Genomic DNA, 16,975 nt, shown 5'->3' with positions numbered 1-16,975 from the left:
CGTGCTGACGCCGCTCGGATGGGGGACGGCGGCCGGTTCGGTCCCGCTGTACGCGGCGGGCTGGTGGCTCGGCTATCCCGAACCCGCCGCGCTGGCCGTCGCGGGCCTCGCCGCGGTGGGGGCGGCGGCGCTGTGGACGCTGCCGCGCCCCCGGCTGGAGGTCCGCAGGGAGATCGCGCCGGAGCGGGTGGCGCGCGGCGAGCCCGCCGTCGGGGTCCTGCACGTGACGAACAAGGGGCGCGGCGTGCGCGGGCTCAGCGCCGAGGACGCGGCGGGCTCCGCGCCGGTCGCGGTCGACGTCCCGCGGCTGCGCCCGGGCGGCGGGCGCACCGTGACCTACCGGCTGCCGACGTCCCGGCGCGGTGAGATCCCGGTGGGGCCGCTGCGGCTGGTGCGCGCCGACCCCCTCCGGCTGGCGCGCCGGGTGCGCGAGTACGGGACGCCGCGGGTCCTGCTCGTCCGGCCGAGGACGGTGCGGCTGGGGCTGCTGCCGTCCGGTCGCGCCCACCACCTGGAGGGCCCGACCAGCGACAGGTCCCCGGCGGGGACGGCGACCTTCCACGCGCTGCGCGAGTACGTGATCGGGGACGAGCTGCGCCACGTCCACTGGAAGTCGTCGGCCCGCACCGGGACGCTGATGGTCCGCCAGCTCGTGGACGCCAGCCTGCCGACGACGACGGTCGTGCTGGAGGCGCGCCCCGGCTCGTGGCCGGAGCCGGACGACTTCGAGCTGGCCGTCGACGCCGCGGCGTCGGTCGCGGCCGGGGCGGCGTCGGCGAGCTTCCCCGTCCGGATCCTCACCGGCGACGGCCAGGTCGCCGACACGCGGGGCGGGCCGGACGACGTCGAGGTCCTCCTGGACCGGCTCACCTCCGTCCAGACGCGGGAGGGGCCGCGTTCGGCCGTGGACGCGGTGCGCCGCGTGCGTCCGGGCGGTTCCCTCGTCCTCATCACCCCGGACGCCGCCGAGCTCGGGCGCGTCGCGGCCGTCCGCGGCCGCTTCGACCGGGTCGTCGTGCTGCGGGTCCGCCCGCGGGACCCCGCGGCGGCGCCGCCCGGCGTCCAGCTCGTCGACTTCACCGACCTGGAGGGGCTGGCCGAGGCATGGCACCGGCTGGGGGCCGCCCGGTGACCCGGTACGCGTCGATCGTCGTGACGGCCTGCCTGGCCGCCGTCGCCGGGCTGGCGTTCCAGCGGGTCTTCGGTCTCGGCCCGGTCGTCCCCGTCGCCGCCGTCGCGGCGGCGGTGCCGACGCTGCTGTGCGGGCTGCTGTCGGGGCCGCGCAAGGACAGGGGCCCGTGGCCGCTGTGGATCTCGCTGGTGCTGACCGTCGTCGCCTGGGCGGGAACGGTCTCGGTGACCGTCCTGCGCCCCGCCCTCCGGGACGGGACGCTCCCGCAGACGCTGCGCGAGGGGGTCCTCGGAGCGTGGAAGTCGATCCTGACCACGCTGCTGCCCGCCCCCGCGAAGCCGGAGTACCTCGTCCTGGTGCACGTGGTGGTGTGGCTGGCGGCGTTCGCGGCGGCGGAGCTGGCGCTGCGCACCTCGCCGCGCGCCCTGCCCTGCGTGCCCGTCCTCGGCGTGTGGGCGGTCGCGCTGCTGCTCGGGGTGGACGGTCCCGGCTCCAACCTGCCGCTCGCCGCCGCCACCGTCGTGCTCATCGCCGTGCTGGTCCTCGTCCGCGCGGACGGCCCGGGCGCCGCGTGGCGGCCCCTGCTGGTCGGCGTCCCCGCCGCGGCCGTCCTCGGGGCGCTGGCGTTCGCCGCGGGAACCGTCGTCCCCGTCAGCGCCGACCCCTACGACCCGCGCGAGCAGGTGCAGGCGCCGCCGCCGCAGCAGCGCGACGGCGTCAGCCCCCTGGACCGCGTCGGCGGCTGGCTGCTCAGCCCCGACCAGGTGATGTTCACGGTCCGGTCGAAGCGGAACGAGATCGAGCGGCTCGCCGTCCTGGACCGCTTCGACGGTGTGACGTGGTCGTCCACGGCCCGCTTCGTCCCGACGGGCAGCCGCGTGCCGCAGGGGCCGGACCCGGACCGCGAGCACGAGGTCGCGCAGCACATCACGATCCGCGACCTGCCGGGCGTGTGGGTGCCCGCCGCCGACCGGCCGCGGGAGGTCGCCGGGCTCCCCGTCGTCGTCGATCCCGGCAGCGGCGCGCTGGCCGCCGCGCGGCCGCTGCGCCCCGGCCAGACCTACCGCGTCGACTCCGTCGTCCCCGAATGGACGGCCGACGACCTCGCCGGGGCGGACGTCGCCGCCGACGCCGAGGCCAGGGCGGCGCGGGAGCTGCCGTGGGGACCGGGCGCGAAGGAGCCGCCCGTCCAGATCGCCGAGTTCCGCAGGTTCGCCCAGGCCGCGACGCGGGGCGCCGTGTCGCCCATCCAGAAGGCCGCGATGCTCGCCGAGTACCTCAAGCGGTACGCCCGGTACGACGTGACCGCCCCGCCGGGGCACGGTTACCGGCAGCTCGACTACTTCCTCGGCGAGGGCAGGCGCGGCACGCCGGAGCACTTCGCGACCGCCTACGCGCTGCTCGCCCGGACGATCGGCCTGCCGTCCCGCGTCACCGTGGGCTTCGACGGCGGCGACCGCGCGGGCGACACCGTCCAGGTCCGGTCCGGGGACGTGATGGTGTGGCCGGAGATCAAGTTCGACCGGCTCGGCTGGATCCGGTTCAACCCGCTGCCCGACAGCGCGCGCCGCTCCAAGAAGAACGACTCCGTCGCGGCGGGTGAGACCGAGCAGAAGCTGGAGCAGGCCCAGAAGAACGCGGCCTCCCAGCAGCGCGGACAGGGGCCGGGCGACACGACGCAGAACGACCCGCGGAAGCCGGCCGCCGCGGACGGCGGGCCCACGCCGTGGTGGGTGTTCGCCGCGCTCGCGGCGGGCGCGCTCGCCATCGGCTATCTGGGCGCCGTCCTGCTCGCCCCCGCCCTGCGGAGGCGGCGCCGGAGGGCCGGGACGCCCGCCGCCCGCATCACCGGCGCGTGGCACCAGGCGCTCGACCACCTCGCCGACGTCGGCCTGTCCACGGCCCGGACGCTGACCGCGCACGAGGTCGCCCGCTTCGGCGCGTCCGCCGTCGGCGAGGACGCCCACGGCCATCTCGGGCCGCTCGCCGACCTGGTCAACCGCAGCCGGTTCGCCGCGTCCCACCCGGACCCCGGCGCCGCCGACCAGGCGTGGCGGCACACCGACGAGCTCGGCCGCCTCGTCACCGCCAGGGCCGGGCGGCTGCGCCAGTTCCGGCGCCGCCTGCACCCGCGGTCGCTGCGGGACCGCCGGGCCGTCAGGACGCGGGGACGCTGACCGCGATCTCACCGCCGAGCACCGCGCCCGTCTCCAGCCCCAGGTCGTCCCCGCTCCAGAACCGGCCCGGGTCGAACCAGTTCGGGCGGCGCCCCTTCGGCAGCAGCCCCATCGACTGGTACGTCACCGCGACGATCTCCGCGCAGAACGCCGTCTCCAGGTTCGGGTCCCGCTCGGCCGGCCGCCGGATCGGCACCCGCCCGCGCAGCCACCGCGTCGCCAGCTTCGACGTGGAGGGGAACGGCGTGCCGTCCAGCCGCGCCACCGCGCGCAGCGCCGCGTCCTCCATCGCCGGGGTCGGCGGCGGGTCGAGCTGCCGCAGCCAGGCCCGCTGCCCGTACCGGTTCCCCCAGGCCAGCACCGCGTCCCGCAGGTCGTGCAGCTGCGCGCCGCGGTGGTGCCCGCCGGTCCACATGTCCCGCAGCGAGCGGCCGAGCTCGGCGTGCCACATCAGCGGCGGCAGGTCGTCGATCACCACCGCCATGCCGACGTGGTTGACGGGGCTGTTGGTCGTCATCTGGATGGCGCGGTCGGCGACCGTGCGGCCGCGGAACAGCCACACGTCCCCGGTGCGGGTCAGCTCGACGGCCTGGTCGAGGGAGATGCTCGTGCCCGGCATGGTCGCTACGGTAGCCGTATGCGCACGTTGAGGGGTTCCGGCGTCTGGAAAGCATCGAATCTCTGGAAGGCGCTGGGCGTCGCCGGGTTCCTCGGGGTCGCCGCGACCGGGGCCGTGGTCGTGCGCGCCGAGCGCCGCCGCCGCTCCTACACCCCCGAGGAGATCCGGGAGCGCCTGCACGAGCGGCTGGACGGGTCGCCGGGGGAGCGGGCATGACGGCCCGCGCCGTCCGCCCGCCCGGCCCGGACGACCTGGACCGCGCCTGGCGGGCCGTGTCCGCCGAGCTCGCGCCCACGCCGCTGGTCCCCTCGGGCCTGGCGCCGGGCGCGCTGCTGAAGCTGGAGACGTTCCAGCCGGTCGGCGCGTTCAAGGTGCGGGGCGCGCTCGCTGCCGTCGCCGCGCTCCCGGGCGGGGAGCCGGCCGTCACGGCGAGCGCGGGCAACCACGGCCTCGGCATGGGGTACGCCGCCGCGAGGGCGGGCGCGGACGTCACCGTCGTCGTCTCGACCCGGGCGTCGCAGGTCAAGGTCGACAGGATCCGCGCGTTCCCGGTGCGCCTCGTCCAGCACGGGGAGACCTACGACGAGGCCGAGGCGCACGCGATGACGCTGCCCGGCCACTACGTCTCGCCCTACAACGACCCGGCGGTCATCGCGGGACAGGGCACCATCGGGCGCGAACTCGACCGGCAGGCGGACGGCCCCCTCACGGTCGTCGCGCCGGTCGGCGGCGGCGGGCTCGTCGCCGGCCTGTGCCTGTGGGCGCGCGAGCGCGGCGGCGTGCGGATCGTGGGCGTGGAGTCGGCGGTGTCGCGCGGCGTCTCGGCGTCGGTCGCGGCCGGGCGGGTCACGCGGGTCGAGGTCGGCGACACCTTCGCCGACGGCCTGCCCGGCAACCTCGAACCCGGTTGCGTCACCCCCGGGGTGATCGGGCGCACCGCCGAGCTGACGTCGGTCACCGACGACGAGATCCGGGCGGCGCTGCGGATGCTGTTCCACGAGCACGGTCTCGTCGCCGAGGGCGCGGGCGGCGCGGCGGTCGCCGCCGTCCTGGCCGGGAAGGTCGAGGCCGCCGGGCGCCTGGTGGTGGTCGTGTCCGGGCGCAACATCACCGCCGCGGCGTACTCCGCCGCCGTCGGCGGAACCTGAGAGCGGCCGTTTGGCGGGAACACCGGCGCCGGTGGGACCTGAGCGGCTACGGTGGCCCCTGCGAAATGGGTGGGGGATTTCAGGACATGGCGGGCCTGGGCGTTTTCTTCCGGCGTGATCGGCTGACGGGGCAGGTGGCCGTCGGGCTCACCGGCGTGCTCGTCATCGCCGCCGTCGTCTACGGAGTGGGCGTCGCGAGCGCCAAGTACCGGATCGCCGACGTCGGCGCCTGGCTCACCGCGCGGGACAAGGGCCTCGTCGTACACGTCAACGGGCCCGCGGCCAAGGTGGACGGCAAGACCGGCGTGCCCCCGCAGATGCGCGGCCACGACATCAGGATCGTCCAGGACGGCGCCACCGTCCTGATCGTCGACCAGGACACCGGCGTCGTCAGCCGGCTCGACCCCTCCCAGCTGGACGTCGGCGCGAGCCGCCCGCTCGGCCGCGGCATCCAGGTCCTCGCCGGCGCGGGGAAGGCCTACACGGTCGACTCCGTCAAGGGCGTCCTCCAGCAGATCGACCCGGTCGGCCTGACGCCGGTCGGCGCGCCCGCCGCGCTCCCGCCCGTCCTCGGGCAGGCGGGCATCGACGCGCGCGGCGCCCTGTGGGTGCCGGTGGCGAAGGACGGGCAGGTCACGGCGTTCAAGGACGGCCGCTCGCAGCCGCCGGTCCCCGTCGGCGGGCCGGGGGACGACCTCGCGCTCACCATGGCCGCGGGCGACCCCGTCGTCGTGAACTCCACGAAGGCCACCGCCACCGTCGTCAAGCCGTCCGGGACGCGCCTGACGGTCGGGCTGCCCGCGACCGTCCGGCAGGCGGGCCGCGGCGGCGTGCTCGCCCCACCCGCCACCGAGGGCAAGACCGTCCCGCTGCTGGTGCCCGGCGCCGGGTCGCTGGTGACCGTGGACACCGACACCGGGCGGTACTCCAGCACGCGGCTCGCCATGCCGAAGCACCGGTACCGGCCGCCGCAGATGCTCGGGCCCAAGGTCTACATCCCCGACGAGACGGCCGGGGCCCTGCTCGTGTACGACTCGGCGGGCAACCGGTTCGAGGCGCCGGTCCCCGTCAGCGGGCGGCCCGCCAGGCTGGACGTCTTCGTGCGCGACGGCCTGCTGTGGGCGAACGACCCGTCGGGCCCGCGCGCCGTCGTGATCGACGGGCAGGGCGGCCGCAAGGGCATCGACAAGTACCGGGACAAGGTGCCGGGCGGACCCGCCCGCCGCGCCATCCCGCGGCCCGGCGGCAGCGGCGCTCCCCAGCCGCCGCGGACGACCGCCCCGCAGGACCCGCGCCGGACTCCCGGCCGGCCGCCCGGCGGGCCGCTGAACGTGTCGGTCACGCCCGGGGCGGGCACGATGCGGATCGACTTCCAGCCCTCGGACGGCGAGGGGATCATCGGCTACGCGCTGAAGGACGTCCCGCCCGGCCTCACGGCGAGCCCCGCCGCGATCGCGCCGGGCGCCGGGCCCTTCACGTTCACGGTCACCGGCGGGGACTGCGCCCGCGAGTACCGCTTCCGCGTCGCCGTCCGCTACCGGGACGGACGCGGACGGACCCGGGAGCAGGTGTCGGCGCCGAGCGACCCGGCCCGCCCGTGCGTGACGCCCGGCGCGCCGACGGGCCTCAAGGCGCAGGCGACCTCGTCCGGGGCGAAGGTCTCCTGGACGGCCCCGCCCGGCGCGTCCGCCTACCGGATCGTTTGGGACGGCCCGGTCAAGGGGTCCCGGACGGTGACCGCCGCCACGGGCTCGGCCATGACCGCGACGCTCGGGGAGGTGTGGACCAACGGGCCCTACACCTTCACCGTCGCCGCCGTGAACAGCGCGGGCACGGGTTCCGCCGCGACGCTCGGCGCCAGGCTCAGCGGGCCCGCGGTCAGGTACCCGGTGGAACGCAACGGGAACTCCAACGCCTACATCCGGTCCACCGCCGACGCCAACAGCAACACGACCGTCGCCACCATGAAGGACAACAACGGCGAACTCGTCGTCGTGAACTGCCAGAAGAAGGGCGTCTACTACAGGCACCCCAAAGACGCCAACCTCGCCGGCGACATGTACGCCAACATCACGTGGAGCGGCAAGACCGGCTACGTCATCGGGTACCTGGTCAACACGCCGGGCGACTGGAGGAGCTTCGCGGGGCCCGCGGTCTGGACGTGCGCGCCCTGACCCGCGGCCCCTCCGCGAGCGTCACGGCTTGGTGCGCTTCTTCGCCTTGCCGACGCAGGCGGGCGCCGACCACGCCACGTCCGGAGCCTGGCCCTGGTTGAGGCGCAGCACCGCGCCGACCTTGAAGCAGTGGGCGGTGTTCGGCCGCAGGCCCGGCATGGTCGCCGACTGCGAGCCCGCCTTCACCGACACGATCGGCTGGGTCCCGGCGGGCTGCTGCTGGACGAGCAGCGGCAGCCCCCGCGCGGCGGGCGGCAGCGTCCAGAGCAGCGCCGCCGTGCGGCCGACCTGCCGCGCGACCACCTTGCGGGGCCGGGTCGCCGCGAGTTGCGAGGGCGGGATCGGCTCCGGCGGGGCCTGGGTGGCACGCCCCTGCGGGACGGTTCCCGAGGGCGGTGCCGACGTCGCGGCGGCCCCGTTCCCGCCGTCGCCGCCCCCGGACAGCACGAGCGCCCCGATGCCGAGGGCCAGCCCGCCCGCGAGCACGATCCCGCCCACCACGAGCAGGCCGCGGCGGGGGCCGGTGTGCGGCTGGTCCCAGGTGGTCTGGTGCGGGCCGCCGTGCGGCGAGGTGTGCGGTGAGGTGTGCGGTGACGCAGGCGGCGTCGTGTGCGGCGTCGTGGAGGAGCCGTTCGCGTGCCGGTCGCCCGCCTGAGGTGCCGGGGCCGGAGGCCAGGCGGCCTCCGGGGCGGGTCGTGGGCCCTCCTGGGAGGCCGTCTCACGGGTCTGCGGCGGGAGCGCGTTCGGCGCCCACGGCGACCGCGGGGGCGCCGGCGTCGGCGCGGCGAGGGGCGCCGGCGGTGCGGCGGCGGGCGGGGACGGCGCCTGCGCGCCGGGCGCCCGGGCGGGCGCCGGCGGCGGGGCGGAGGTGTCGGGGAACGAGGGGAGCGGGCCGGCGTCCGACAGCACCAGGGCACCGCGGCCGGCGTGCGCCACGTCCGTCACCGGCAGCCCCAGCTCCGCCTGGACGCGCTGGAGCGCCTGCGCGAACTCCACGGCGCTCGCGAACCGCTCGTCGGGCGTCTTGGCCATCGCGCGCACGATGACGTCGGTGACCTGCCGCGGGACGTCGGGGCGGGGGATCGGCGGCGGGGGGTCGTTCAGGATCCGCAGCATCAGCGGCGCGATGCCCTCGCGGGGCGGCCCCTTGAACGCGGGCCGTCCGGCCAGCAACTGGTAGAGCGTCGAGCCGAGCGAGTAGAGGTCGGACCCGATGCCCGGCGGCCTGCCCTCCAGCACCTCGGGGGCGGCGTGGTGCGGGGTGAACGCCTGCGTGTGGGTGGCGTCGAAGCTGTCGACCAGGCGGGCGATGCCGAAGTCGGCGAGCGCGGGCTCGCCGTACCGCGACAGCAGCACGTTCTGCGGCTTGACGTCGCGGTGCAGCACGTCGGTCTCGTGGGTGGCGGCGAGCGCGCCCGCCATCTTCACCCCGATCCGCAGCACCTCGGCGAACGCCAGGGGCCCCTCCCGGGCGAGCCGGTCGGTGAGCGCGCCGTGCTCGAAGTACTCCATCACGATGTAGGGGCGCCCGGACCGGGTGGTACCGGTGTCCAGCACGGTCACGATGTTCGGGTGCCCGGACAGCCGTCCGGTGATCTTGCACTCGCGCTGGAACCGCCGCATCGCCGCGTCGTCGACCGCGCTGATCGACATGACCTTCAGTGCGACCATCCGGTCCAGGCGCTCCTGGTGGGCGCGGTAGACGACGCTGAAGCCGCCCTCGCCGACCTGCTCAAGCACCCGGTAGCCCGGAACGTCCTCGGTCATGGGTCGGGGGTTCCCTCTCGATCGCTCGTCTCGTCCGGGGCGCGGCGGGGCGCGGTCGTTCGATGCGGTGCGGCCCTGGGCGGTTCCCCCGGGGCAACAGCGTAGTACGGGGAGGAAACGGGCGTGGCTGCTCTCGCGAGGCGGTCCGGTCCGGCCACCCGGCGTCTCGTACGGAAATGGGGGACATTTCCAATCGGCCGGTTAATCGTTGTGCCAATTGCGCTCCAGCGCCGGCTCTCTCCGTCCTAACCTCGGGGTTCGCGACGAAGGAACTGCCCCAGAGGGAGTGGCCCGCCGTGACGGACGAAGTCATGACGAATCCGCACCAGGAAACACCGCCGACCGAATCGGCATATGGCGACCTTGTCCGGATGGCGTATTTCGTTCTACCGGGACGGGGGAAGCGCGTCTACCGGCTGGCGATCGCCCGCCGGATCGTGGACTCCGCCTCGCGCGGCGCCCGCGACCGCTCCGCCGCCGGGCACGCCCGGCGGCGGACCCGCGTGCTGCGGCGGGCGCTGCGGCCGCCCCGCCGCATGCAGATCGGCCTCGGCCCGTGGCTGCGCGCGCTGCCCGCCCGGCTGCCCGACCCGTCCCTGACCGCGGCGCTGTCCAGGCTCGACCCCCACGTCCGCGTCGCCTACGTCCTGCGGAACGTGGAGGGGATGCCCCGCTACGCCGTCCGCGACCAGCTGACCGAGCTGCGGGTGCGCGACCCCTGGCAGGTGATCCGCGCCGCCGAGGCCGTCGAGGTGCCCGTGCCCCGCCGCGCCGACCGGTTCGAGCCGGAGGGGCTGCGCCCCGTCCGCACGCGCTCGGTGGTCCCGTTCGCGGCCGCGGTCTTCCTCACCGCCGCGCTGGTGGGGGCGCTGCTGGTGACCGAGCGGGAGGGCGCGCGCGAGGCGTCGGCGCGCGGCCTCGGCCTGGTCGCGGCGGCGCCGGACGCCTGGACGCGCGGCGCCCGCTCCCTCGACGTCTGGCCCGCCCGCGGCGACCTCGCCGGCGACCGGGCGTTCGGCCGGCGCGCCGCCGCCGCGTGGGCCGCCGCGCCCGAAGGCCGCCGCCCCGACAGCGGCGTCGCGCAGCTCCTGTACGCCGGCCGTGTGGACGGCGCGCCGCTCGCCGTGATGCGCAGCGGCGGACGCCTGGCCCGCTACGCCTCCGGGCGCCTGGACGTCGCCTCGATCGGCGCCGACCCGTCCGCTCCGATCGTCCTCGGCGGCGGTCGCTACCTCCTGTCGCCGTGGGACACCCGGCCGGAGACGTTCGCCGGGGAAAGGCTCGCCACGTCCGGCGGCGTAACGGTGCCGGTCCGCCCCGGTACCGGCTGCGGGCGCGGCCCGCTCTTCCACCTCGGCCCGCGGACGGTCGGCGACCTCGGCGGCCCGCGCGCCGCCGTCCTCGGCTACCGGGCGCCGGACCGGCGGCCGGGCGGCCCCGACCGCCCGGCCGTGCTCGGCCGCGCCGCCCGGTCGTTCTGGAAGAGGCTGGCCTGCGCGGTCCCGGCGTCCTCGCGGCCCGTCTCCGCGGCGACGGCGTTCGACTTCTGGTCGGGGACGCTGCCGCACGGCGGGAAGAGCGCCGACTGGACCTGCACCCGGCTGGCGTACGCCGACGGCGGCGCCGCCGCCTTCGCGACCCTGCTCGGGGCGCAGAACCGGGCCACGGGCGCCTGCGACGTCCGCCGCCCCGTCAGCGGGACCTGGTGGCGCGCGCCGTCGGGCCGCTGGTACTACCTGGCCGCGGCCGCACAAGGTCTGGCCCCGCACGCCGAGGGGGTCCGGAGCCCCTCGACGCGCGACCGCCTCCTCGTCGCCAAGGGCGCCCCCGGCACGCCCGTGACCCTCACCGCCCGGTAGGGCGGGCCGGGTCAGCACCCGCTTACCTGGATCGGGCACACTAAGGGGGACCGAACGAGATTCAGGGAGTCGCAGATGGGCAACGGGCCGCTCTCCGGAGTACGGGTGATCGAGCTGGCCGGGATCGGGCCGGGACCGTTCGCGGCGATGCTGCTGGCCGACCTCGGCGCCGACGTGATCCGCGTCGACCGCGCCTCCGCCGTCCGGGACGGGCAGGCCGCCGGCGGCACCGACTTCACCAACCGCGGCAAGCGGTCGATCGCCATCGACCTCAAGAACGAGCGCGGCAGGGAGGTCGTCCTCCGCCTGGTGGAGAAGTCCGACGTCCTGCTCGAAGGGTTCCGCCCCGGCGTCACCGAGCGGCTCGGCATCGGCCCGGACGACTGCCTGGCCCGCAACCCCCGCCTGGTCTACGGGCGGATGACCGGCTGGGGGCAGGAGGGGCCGCTGGCGCACGCCGCGGGCCACGACGTCGGATACATCGCGATCACCGGCGCCCTGCACGCCATCGGCCGCGCGGGCGGGCCGCCCCAGGTCCCGATGAACCTGCTCGGCGACTTCGCGGGCGGCAGCATGTACCTCGTCACCGGCGTCCTCGCGGCCCTGCTCGAGGCCCGGGCGAGCGGGCGCGGCCAGGTCGTCGACGCCGCCATCGTGGACGGCACCGCCCACCTGTCGACCTTCATCCACGGCTTCCTCGCGGGCGGCATCTGGGAGGACCGCCGCGGCGTCAACATGCTCGACACCGGTGCCCCCTGGTACGACGTCTACGAGACCTCCGACGGCCGCCACATGGCCGTCGGCGCCATCGAGCCGCAGTTCTACGCCGAGTTCCTCCGCCGGCTCGGCCTCGAGGGCGAGGACCTGCCCGCCCAGTACGACCGCGACCGGTGGCCCGCCATGCGCGAGCGCTTCGCCGCCGCCTTCCGCACGAGGACCCGCGACGAGTGGACGGAGGTCTTCGTCCCGAGCGACGCCTGCGTGGCCCCCGTCCTGTCGCTGACCGAGGCCGCCGAGCACCCCTTCAACACCTCCCGCGAGGTCTTCCCCGAGCTCGCCGGCCACCGCCAGCCGGCCCCGGCCCCGCGCTTCTCCCGGACCCCGGCCGAGACCGACGGCGTCCCCGTCCTCCCCGGCGGCCAGACCAGGGCCGTCCTGGACGACCTCGGCTTCGACGACGCCGAGACCCTCCTCAAGGAAGGCGCCGTAGCCCAGGCCTGACCGAACCGGCGGCCGCGCCGTCCGGGCACGGCCGCCGGAGCGCGTCAGACGGTGCGCCTCTCCAGCCGGGAGCCCTGGCGGAGGGTGACGGACATGACGTCGCTCGGGGCGTCCAGTTCCAGGCGGTGCCAGCGGCCGCGGGGGACGACGACGGCCGTGCCGGCGGGCAACCGCACCATTTCCTCCTCGCCGCCGGGCTCCTCGGGACGGAAGCAGATCCGCAGGCCGCCGGACAGGCAGCACACCGCCTCCTCCGCGGCCGGATGCACCTCCCAGTGGTCGGCGTGGACGTCCTCGTCGGTCTCGGCGTGGAAGGCCGCGATCTGCCAGCCGCCGTCGCCGCTCGTCATGCGGCGCTCGGCCGCGCGAACCGCGCCGTCCGGGTGGAGGACGAGGGCGGAGGCGAACATGTCGATCGGATTCATGAGCGTGTTCCTTCCAGTCGGTTTTTCTTGGATGCGGAGGAGTGCGGGGCGGCGGCACCGCGGCGCGGGAGGGTCGCGGCGACCGCGGCCGCGACGAGGAAGAGCGCGGCGGAGACGGCGAGGCTCAGGGCGTAGCCGTCGTTGAGCGCGGGCTCGGTCGTGGCGCCGCCGGTGCGGTGGGCGGCGACGGTCGCCAGTGCCGCCAGGCCGACGCAGCCGCCGAGCTGGCGGGAGCTGTTGAGCAGGCCCGAGGCCATGCCCGCCTCGCGGGGCGCGACCCCGGTGGTGGCGGCGACGGCGACCGGGGCGAGGACGAGGCCGGTGCCGACGCTGCACAGCAGGGAGGGCCCGAGGACGTCGGTGAGGAAGCCGCCGCCGGGGCTGATGAGGGCGAACCAGCCGAGTCCCGCGGCGGCGAGCAGGCCGCCGGGGACCAGCGAGGCGCGCGGCGACCGGGCGGAGGTGATGCGGGTGGCGGCCACGGTCCCGGCCACCAGCCCGGCGGAGAAGGGCAGGAACGCCGCGCCCGTCTCGGCCGCCCCCATGTGCAGGACCTGCTGCATGTAAAGGGACACGAAGTAGAAGGCGGAGAACTGGCCCGCGGCGGCGAAGAACACGATCAGGTTCGCGCCGGCCACCCAGGGGCTTCGCAGCAGACCGAGACGGACGAGCGGTGCCGGGGATCGCGACTCGGCGAACACGAACGCCGCGAGGAGGGCCGCCGACGCGGCCAGGGTGGCGAGGGTCCGCGCGGAGGTCCAGCCGAGGGTGTCGGTGCGGACGACTCCGAACACCAGAAGCCCGATGCCGCCGGTGGCGAGCACCGCGCCGAGCACGTCCGCCCGCTCCCGCGCGGCGGGCCGCGCCGCGGGGACCCCCATCGGGACGAGGACCAGGGCGGCCGCCACGATCGGCAGGTTGACCAGCATCACCCAGCGCCAGCCCGCGTACTCGGTCAGGACGCCGCCCGCGAGGACGCCGAGCGCGCCGCCCGCCGCGTTCACGGCGCTCCACACGCCGAGCGCCCGGACGCGTGCGCGGCCCTCGAACGTGGTCGTCAGCAGCGCGAGGGCGGCCGGGGCTACCGCCGCGGCGCCCAGGCCCTGCCCCGCGCGGGCGGCAACGAGCTGCCAGGGTGCCTGGGCCAGGCCGCCGCCGAGCGAGCTGAGGCCGAACACCGCGAGGCCGAGGACGAACAGCCGGCGCCGCCCGTACAGGTCGCCGGCCCGGCCGCCGAGCAGCAGGAACCCGCCGAAGGCGAGCGCGTAGACGTGCACGACCCAGGCCAGGTCGACCGGGGTGAAGCCGAGGGACGTCCGGATCGCGGGCAGCGCGACGTTCACCACCGCCATGTCGAGGGCGACGACGAACTGGGCGACGGACGCGGCCGCCAGCACCATCCCTGGTCTCGATTTTCTATACATGTATAAAAACGTAGCCGGAGGCGGGCCCGCCTGTCCAGCCCGGGGCGCGCGCATGCGCGATGATGGGGGGATGGCGTCCCCAGAGCGGCGGGGCGGCGGCAGGCCGCCCCGCATCTCCCGCGCGGAGATCATCGAGACCGCCCGCCGGATCGTGGACGAGGAGGGGGCCGGCAGGCTGACGATGCGGCGGCTGGCCAAGGAGGTCGGCAGCACGCCGATGGCGCTCTACCACCATGTGCGGGACAAGGAGGAGCTCCTTCTCCTGCTCCTGGAGGACTACGCCTCCCGGAACCTGCGCAGGCCCGACCTGCCCGGGGACCCCCGCGAGCGCGTCGTCGTGCTGGCCGCGGCCATCCGGGAGACGCTGGCCGGCTGCCCGTGGATCGTGGAGGTGCTCACCGCCGACGACCTGATGGCGGAGGAGGCGCTCTGGTACAACGAGCGGATCGTGGACGCTCTGATGGAGTGCGGTCTCACTATCGAGCGCGCCGTCCACGGGTACCGGGCAGTCTGGTACTACACGGCGGGGGAGATGCTCGTGCGGGCCGCGTCCGCCCGCAGGCGCGCGGCGGACGACCGGCCCACCTACCGCGACCGGGTCTTCGCCGGACTCGACCCGGCGGAGCTGCCGCGTCTGGCGTCCCTGTCGGGTCGCTGGGCGGAGCTGACCGCGCAGGACACCTACCTCGACGGGCTGCGCGCCCTCGTCGACGGCCTCACCCGAGAACCAGGGCCGCAGGCGACGCCGCCCGCGCCGGACCGCTTGTGAACCGGCTGACAATTCGTTTGCGATAACCGGCGGTCATTCCACAAGACTGCGCCGGAACACGGTCGTACCTTGTGGGCACTCCACCCCTCGACACGGCGACCGCGAAGGCCGGACGACGGCCTTTTTCGTCGTGCCCGCATTAGGGAGATGCCCATGCGTTTCACGCGACTCCGCTCGTGGGCGGTCATCGCCGCGGCGGTCCCCGCCGCCCTCGGCCTGGCCGGGACGGCCGCGCCCGCCGCGCACGCCGAGACGAGCCCGCAGGGGGCGAACGACTGGAACTGCAAACCCTCGTTCCCGCACCCCCGCCCCGTGGTGCTCGTGCACGGCACGTTCGAGAACATGGCGTTCAACTGGCAGAAGCTCTCCCCGGCGCTGAAGAAGGCCGGGTACTGCGTCTACGCCCTCAACTACGGCGGCCCGAAGGACGGCCCCGTCCAGGGGATCGGCGACATCCCCACGTCGGCCGGTGAGCTGGCTGCGTTCGTCGACAGGGTCACCGCCTCCACCGGGGCGTCCAAGGTCGACATCGTCGGGCACTCGCAGGGCGGCATGATGCCGCGGTACTACATGAAGTTCCTCGGCGGCGCCGCGAAGGTGAACAAGCTGGTCGGCGTCGTGCCGTCCAACCACGGCACCAACATGTCGGGGCTGGTGGAGCTGGGCGCCCTGCTCGGCATCACGCAGGCGGTCGTGAAGGCGGCGCCGGCCGCGGGCCAGCAGATCGTCGGCTCCGACTTCCTGAAGAAGCTGAACGAGGGCGGCGACACCGTGCCCGGCCCGACCTACATCGTGCTGTCCACGAAGTACGACGAGGTCGTCACGCCCTACACCTCGGAGTTCCTCAACGGCTCCAACGCGCAGAACGTCCTGCTGCAGGACAAGTGCGCGAACGACACCAACGCGCACGTCGGCATCGCCTTCGACCCGGTGATGATCAAGTTCGTGCTGAACTCGCTCGACGTCTGGGGCCCGTACTGGCCCATCGACTGCGCGAACCCCCTCGGCTGACCCCGGGACGGCGGCGCCCGGCGGCCTCCCCTCTCACCGCCGGGCGCCGCCGGTGTCACAGCCCGAGGCGCTTGGCGGCGATCTCGTTCATGATCTCGTTGGTGCCGCCGCCGATGCCGAGGATGCGGGCGTCGCGGTAGTGGCGCTCCACCTCCGACTCGCGCATGTAGCCCGTCCCGCCGTGCAGCTGGACGGCCTCGTGCACCACGTGCTCGCAGGCCAGGACGGCGGTGTTCTTGGCGTAGGCGGTCTCGGTGAGGACGTCCTCCCCGGCGGCGTGCCGTTCGGCGACCGCGCGGGTGTAGGTGCGGGCGACGTCGGTCCGCCGCGCCATCTCGGCGATCTTGTGCCGGACGAGCTGCCGGGAGGCCAGCGGGCGCCCGAACGTCTCCCGGTCCCGGACCCAGGCCAGGGTGAGGTCCAGGCAGCGCTGCGCCGTCGCGTAGGCCTGGACGGCCAGGGAGAGCCGCTCGGTCACGAAGTTCTGGACGATCTGCAGGAACCCGCTGTTCTCCGCGCCGACGAGGTTCTGCGCGGGGACGCGGACGCCGTCGAACGACAGCTCCGCGGTGTCCGAGCAGAGCCAGCCCATCTTGCGCAGCGGCTTCGACACGGTGAACCCGGGGGCGCCCTTCTCCACGACCAGCAGGGAGATGCCGTCGAAGCCGGGCCCGCCCGTCCGCACCGCCGTGGTGACGTAGTCGGCCCGCACGCCCGAGGTGATGAACATCTTGGCGCCGTCGACGACGTAGTGCCCGCCGTCGCGGACGGCGGTGGTGCGGATGCCCGCGACGTCCGACCCGGTGCCGGGCTCGGTGACGCCGAGCGCGCCGATCAGCTCCCCGGCGAGGGTGGGGCGCGCGAACCGCTCGATCAGCCGCCCGTCCCCGGAGGCGATGATGTGGGGGAGCGCGATCCCGTGCGTGAACAGGGAGGCGACCACGCCGCCCGACCCGCCGGACTGGATGATCTCCTCGGCGACGATCAGCGCGTCGAACAGCTCCCCGCCGGACCCGCCCGCCTCCTCCGGGAACCCGGCCCCGAGCAGCCCCGCCTCCGCGGCCCGCGCGTGCAGGGAGCGGGGCAGCTCGCCCGCGTCCTCCCAGCCGGCCAGGAACGGCACGATCTCCCGCGCGGTGAAGTCGCGGACCAGGGAGCGCAGCGCCGCGCGCTCCGGGGTCTGCCAGGGATTCAACGCGCCTCCTCGTGTAGAACGAGGTTCGGAATCTAGCAGGAGGCGCGTCACTCC

Annotated in this window: 14 protein-coding genes; 9 read left to right on the top strand and 5 right to left on the bottom strand. The window is 75.5% G+C overall.

What is annotated here, in order from left to right:
• Position 1 precedes the first annotated feature (1 nt).
• Both BKA00_RS14980 and BKA00_RS14975 read left to right on the top strand, forming a co-directional pair.
• The gene (locus tag BKA00_RS14980) at positions 2-1,132 is read left to right on the top strand and encodes a DUF58 domain-containing protein (protein WP_185025536.1); all 1,131 of its coding nucleotides are present in this window, start codon (positions 2-4) and stop codon (positions 1,130-1,132) included.
• Positions 1,105-3,309, top strand: coding sequence for a transglutaminase TgpA family protein (locus BKA00_RS14975; RefSeq protein ID WP_185025534.1), 2,205 nt, complete (start codon positions 1,105-1,107; stop codon positions 3,307-3,309). The genes BKA00_RS14980 and BKA00_RS14975 overlap by 28 nt, the downstream gene beginning before the upstream one ends.
• Here the strand turns inward: BKA00_RS14975 and BKA00_RS14970 are convergent.
• Positions 3,290-3,928: a hypothetical protein gene (locus BKA00_RS14970; protein ID WP_185025532.1), complete on the bottom strand. Its 639-nt coding sequence runs from the start codon at positions 3,926-3,928 to the stop codon at positions 3,290-3,292. The genes BKA00_RS14975 and BKA00_RS14970 overlap by 20 nt on opposite strands.
• Positions 3,929-3,946: 18 nt before the next feature.
• Between BKA00_RS14970 and BKA00_RS14965 the strand changes: the two genes are divergently transcribed.
• The 3 genes from BKA00_RS14965 to BKA00_RS14955 all read left to right on the top strand — a co-directional run bounded on the left by BKA00_RS14965 (position 3,947) and on the right by BKA00_RS14955 (position 7,250).
• Positions 3,947-4,144, top strand: a complete 198-nt coding sequence (locus BKA00_RS14965) for a hypothetical protein (RefSeq protein WP_185025530.1) — start codon at positions 3,947-3,949, stop codon at positions 4,142-4,144.
• Entirely contained in the window at positions 4,141-5,076 is a 936-nt protein-coding gene (locus BKA00_RS14960) for a threonine ammonia-lyase (protein WP_185025528.1), read from the top strand. Before BKA00_RS14965 ends, BKA00_RS14960 begins: the two co-directional genes overlap by 4 nt.
• Positions 5,077-5,162: 86 nt before the next feature.
• A complete protein-coding gene (locus BKA00_RS14955; protein WP_185025526.1) occupies positions 5,163-7,250 on the top strand; it encodes a fibronectin type III domain-containing protein in 2,088 nt (695 codons plus the stop codon).
• 21 nt (positions 7,251-7,271) lie between these two features.
• Here the strand turns inward: BKA00_RS14955 and BKA00_RS14950 are convergent, their stop codons facing one another.
• Complete coding sequence (locus BKA00_RS14950; RefSeq protein ID WP_185025525.1) at positions 7,272-9,017, bottom strand: serine/threonine-protein kinase; 1,746 nt, start codon at positions 9,015-9,017, stop codon at positions 7,272-7,274.
• A 371-nt stretch (positions 9,018-9,388) separates the two neighbouring features.
• On the opposite strand from BKA00_RS14950, the gene BKA00_RS14945 reads away from it, so the two are divergent.
• Together BKA00_RS14945 and BKA00_RS14940 are read left to right on the top strand one after the other, a co-directional pair.
• Positions 9,389-10,876, top strand: coding sequence for a hypothetical protein (locus BKA00_RS14945; RefSeq protein WP_185025523.1), 1,488 nt, complete (start codon positions 9,389-9,391; stop codon positions 10,874-10,876).
• Positions 10,877-10,951: 75 nt separating this feature from the next.
• Positions 10,952-12,097, top strand: coding sequence for a CaiB/BaiF CoA transferase family protein (locus BKA00_RS14940; RefSeq protein ID WP_185025522.1), 1,146 nt, complete (start codon positions 10,952-10,954; stop codon positions 12,095-12,097).
• A gap of 44 nt (positions 12,098-12,141) precedes the next feature.
• On the opposite strand, the gene BKA00_RS14935 is transcribed toward BKA00_RS14940, so the two are convergent.
• Positions 12,142-12,522 (bottom strand): cupin domain-containing protein, encoded by a 381-nt coding sequence (locus BKA00_RS14935; RefSeq protein ID WP_185025520.1) that lies wholly within the window; start codon positions 12,520-12,522, stop codon positions 12,142-12,144.
• Entirely contained in the window at positions 12,519-13,922 is a 1,404-nt protein-coding gene (locus tag BKA00_RS14930) for an MFS transporter (protein ID WP_185025518.1), read from the bottom strand. Before BKA00_RS14930 ends, BKA00_RS14935 begins: the two co-directional genes overlap by 4 nt.
• A gap of 94 nt (positions 13,923-14,016) precedes the next feature.
• Here BKA00_RS14930 and BKA00_RS14925 point away from each other — a divergent pair, with 94 nt between their 5' ends.
• Positions 14,017-14,715, top strand: coding sequence for a TetR/AcrR family transcriptional regulator (locus BKA00_RS14925; protein WP_185025516.1), 699 nt, complete (start codon positions 14,017-14,019; stop codon positions 14,713-14,715).
• A gap of 153 nt (positions 14,716-14,868) precedes the next feature.
• Positions 14,869-15,726 carry an esterase/lipase family protein gene (locus tag BKA00_RS14920; protein WP_185025514.1) on the top strand — a complete coding sequence of 286 codons (858 nt, stop codon included), beginning with the start codon at positions 14,869-14,871 and terminating at the stop codon, positions 15,724-15,726.
• Positions 15,727-15,781: 55 nt separating this feature from the next.
• Here the strand turns inward: BKA00_RS14920 and BKA00_RS14915 are convergent, their stop codons facing one another.
• Positions 15,782-16,921, bottom strand: a complete 1,140-nt coding sequence (locus tag BKA00_RS14915; RefSeq protein WP_185025512.1) for an acyl-CoA dehydrogenase family protein — start codon at positions 16,919-16,921, stop codon at positions 15,782-15,784.
• Positions 16,922-16,975: the final 54 nt, after the last annotated feature.

Source organism: Actinomadura coerulea, from assembly GCF_014208105.1.
Classification (GTDB): Bacteria; Actinomycetota; Actinomycetes; order Streptosporangiales; family Streptosporangiaceae; genus Spirillospora; species Spirillospora coerulea.
Note: the sequence above shows the minus strand (reverse complement) of the source record. Positions and strands in the feature narration are given on the sequence as shown.

What these genes read in the sequence shown, in the direction of transcription:
- BKA00_RS14975 (WP_185025534.1), top strand. Translation starts at nt 1,105, where the DNA reads ATGGCACCGGCTGGGGGCCGCCCGGTGACCCGGTACGCGTCGATCGTC.
- BKA00_RS14970 (WP_185025532.1), bottom strand. Translation starts at nt 3,928, where the DNA reads ATGCCGGGCACGAGCATCTCCCTCGACCAGGCCGTCGAGCTGACCCGC.
- BKA00_RS14965 (WP_185025530.1), top strand. Translation starts at nt 3,947, where the DNA reads ATGCGCACGTTGAGGGGTTCCGGCGTCTGGAAAGCATCGAATCTCTGG.
- BKA00_RS14960 (WP_185025528.1), top strand. Translation starts at nt 4,141, where the DNA reads ATGACGGCCCGCGCCGTCCGCCCGCCCGGCCCGGACGACCTGGACCGC.
- BKA00_RS14955 (WP_185025526.1), top strand. Translation starts at nt 5,163, where the DNA reads ATGGCGGGCCTGGGCGTTTTCTTCCGGCGTGATCGGCTGACGGGGCAG.
- BKA00_RS14950 (WP_185025525.1), bottom strand. Translation starts at nt 9,017, where the DNA reads ATGACCGAGGACGTTCCGGGCTACCGGGTGCTTGAGCAGGTCGGCGAG.
- BKA00_RS14945 (WP_185025523.1), top strand. Translation starts at nt 9,389, where the DNA reads ATGGCGTATTTCGTTCTACCGGGACGGGGGAAGCGCGTCTACCGGCTG.
- BKA00_RS14940 (WP_185025522.1), top strand. Translation starts at nt 10,952, where the DNA reads ATGGGCAACGGGCCGCTCTCCGGAGTACGGGTGATCGAGCTGGCCGGG.
- BKA00_RS14935 (WP_185025520.1), bottom strand. Translation starts at nt 12,522, where the DNA reads ATGAATCCGATCGACATGTTCGCCTCCGCCCTCGTCCTCCACCCGGAC.
- BKA00_RS14930 (WP_185025518.1), bottom strand. Translation starts at nt 13,922, where the DNA reads ATGGTGCTGGCGGCCGCGTCCGTCGCCCAGTTCGTCGTCGCCCTCGAC.
- BKA00_RS14925 (WP_185025516.1), top strand. Translation starts at nt 14,017, where the DNA reads ATGGCGTCCCCAGAGCGGCGGGGCGGCGGCAGGCCGCCCCGCATCTCC.
- BKA00_RS14920 (WP_185025514.1), top strand. Translation starts at nt 14,869, where the DNA reads ATGCGTTTCACGCGACTCCGCTCGTGGGCGGTCATCGCCGCGGCGGTC.